At 67.9% G+C, this 2,586-nt stretch carries 3 protein-coding genes; 1 reads left to right on the forward strand and 2 read right to left on the reverse strand.

The features are described 5' to 3' along the window. Nucleotides 1–68: 68 nt before the first annotated feature. A complete protein-coding gene (locus ACZ619_RS45740) occupies nt 69–1,349 on the forward strand; it encodes a UvrD-helicase domain-containing protein (protein ID WP_469611977.1) in 1,281 nt (426 codons plus the stop codon). Nucleotides 1,350–1,375: 26 nt separating this feature from the next. Here the strand turns inward: ACZ619_RS45740 and ACZ619_RS45745 are convergent, their stop codons facing one another. Beyond that, a complete protein-coding gene (locus ACZ619_RS45745) occupies nt 1,376–2,320 on the reverse strand; it encodes a vWA domain-containing protein (protein WP_469611981.1) in 945 nt (314 codons plus the stop codon). A gap of 5 nt (nt 2,321–2,325) precedes the next feature. Continuing rightward, entirely contained in the window at nt 2,326–2,529 is a 204-nt protein-coding gene (locus ACZ619_RS45750; protein ID WP_469611979.1) for a hypothetical protein, read from the reverse strand. Nucleotides 2,530–2,586 lie beyond the last annotated feature (57 nt).

Raw genomic sequence — 2,586 nt, forward strand, 5'->3', positions numbered from 1 at the left:
CGGCGGGGTAATGCTTCATCCCCACAGGGACTCCGTTCTCCTGGACCATCAAGATCCAAGTCTCTCCGGTGTCCAAACTCCAGGGTCAGGGCCCCCCCCGCCAGCCAGCCTGGAAGACCGGCCAGGCACTCGGCATCACCCGCCCGGTCCGCATCGGCGCCCACGAGATCGGCCCCCGGCTGCTGTCCCACACCGTGCTGCGCACCGTGACCCGCTACTGCTACTCCGCCGACCGAGCCCTGGCCGACCACCACGTACCGCGCCTGCGCGGCCTGAACAGCCCCGGCGAACAGGCGCAGCTCGCGCAGGAGGTGCTGCCGTTCGCGGCCAAGGCCTGGGCCGATCTGCACCACCCCGAAGAAGGTGTCGTCCGTTTCGAACACGATCACTACCTGAAGATGTGGGCCCTGACCGGGCCCAGGATCGAAGCCGACTTCCTCTTCCTCGACGAAGCGCAGGACACCAACCCCGTGCTAGAGGAGGTCTTCACCGCCCAGCGCAGCCACGCCCAGCTCGTCGTGGTCGGCGACTCCGCCCAGGCCATCTACGGCTGGCGCGGCGCGCGCGACGTGATGACCGGCTTCGACGCCACTCCCATGACTCTCACCCGCTCGTTCCGCTTCGGCCCACTCATCGCCAAGGAAGCCAACCGGTGGCTCGCCCTCGCCGACGCCCCCATCCGCCTGACCGGCAGCGAGGATCTCGGCACCGAGGTCGGCAGCCTGACCCGGCCCGATGCGGTGTTGTGCCGGACCAACATCGGCGCCATGGCCGAGGTCATGCGCCTGCTCTCCGCCGGCCACCGTGTCGCCCTCACCCGCGGCGGGCAGCAGCTGACCCAACTCGCCCTCGCCGCCCGTGACCTCCAAAACGGCCGCCGCACCACGCACCCCGAACTCGTCCTGTTCCCCTCCTGGGGCGAACTGCAGGACTACGCAGCCCACGACCCCGCCGGACGCGACCTCCAGCCCTTCGTCGACCTCGTCGACACCCACGGCACCGACACCATCCTCACCGCCGTCCACCAACTCACCGACGAAAACCACGCCGACGTCACCGTCTCCACCGCACACAGCGCCAAGGGCCGCGAATGGCCCACCGTCCAGATCGGCAACGACTTCCCACCACCGAAAGACACCGACCAGACCGACGCACACGGCCGCCCCGTCCCGGAACCCGTCAGCGACACCGACGCCCGCCTCGCCTACGTCGCCGTCACCCGCGCCCGCCACCACCTCGACCTCGGCGGCCTCACCTGGATCAACGACCACCCCACAACTCAGGGCACAGCCGGGCAACAGCACGAGGCGGCAGCTCAGTACGGGACAACCCTTGGAAGGAGGCGGTGATCTGTCAGCCCGACCGCGTCTGGTCGCTACCTGCCTTCCCACGCACTCTTGAATTGGGAGAAGATCTCGGCATGCAAGTCGTCCCCGTCGTCCTGTTGCATGATGCCGGCACCGGCCGAAACCATCTGGAACAGCTCCCGGAACGGGAATCCTGGGAGCCGGGCGTGGAAGTCCGGAGCCAGAGCCTTCAGCACCTCATAGCCCGCGTCGTCGATGCGGCCCATCCCGATCGCGTAGAGCCTGAGCCGCTGGGCCCGTTGCTCATCAGCCAGCGTGGTGGCCAGCGCCCGCCATGATTCCGAAAGGTACCCCGCCGCGTCGGTCGGCTGCCCATCGGTCACCAGGAGAACCATCGGCATGTGGAACGCAACCCCAGCGTCCCGCAGCTCAGCCGCACGGGCGCCCACGATGCGGACGGTCAATTCCAACGCCTCGTGCATCGGCGTCGGGCCTGACGCTATGAGGTGGGGTGGCTCAAAGAGATCAGCACGGACGAAGGGGCTCACCAACGTCTGCCGCGGCAGAGGGTGTGCGCCCCGCCATGCAGTTGCCCCCTGCCCACCGAAGCTCACGACGGCAACCTCGAAAGTGGAGCGGAGGAAGGGATCACTGCGCAGCTCTGCGGTCAGTTCGTCCAGTGCAGCGTTGAGCGCACGGATCGGTGTTCCCGCCATAGAAAGAGAGGTATCCAGGCATAGCACCAGGGGCTGACGAGGACGCGCAGGGATGCCGGTCGCGCCATCAGCGGGACGGCCGGAAGACTCAGACTGCTGAAGGACCTGAGCCTGATCTGCACTGGCCGAAGAGTTCCCCGGCCACGCCGGCCGGAAGGCTGGCGATGCGTCGGAGAACGCCACAAGAAGGCGCCGTGCCCGGCTTCCATCCGCAACTCGGCTGGCGACGCGAAAGGACGGTGCGGCGTCGGAAAAGGCGACCAGCAGTCGGCGCCAGCCCTCGCTACCCGGAGCCATCTCGCTCACTCCTCTCCCTCGCTGGCACTCGGCGGAACCGGGTCCAAAGCAGCCAGCGCATACCGTCCGATCTTGGCCATCGCCGCTGGGGCAACAGCGCCGAGGCCAAGCGCGAGCAACGGCGTGGCGATGATCCCTGACAGCGCTGCCGCGAGCGTGATACCGACACCTATTGAACCGCCCCGGGTCGGGTGGAGGCTCGATTCCATGTAAGGATTGAGTCATGGCACGACCCTCCCGTTACCCGCTTGAGCTGCGCCGTCGTG

This window comes from Streptomyces sp. NPDC104367 (assembly GCF_055583825.1).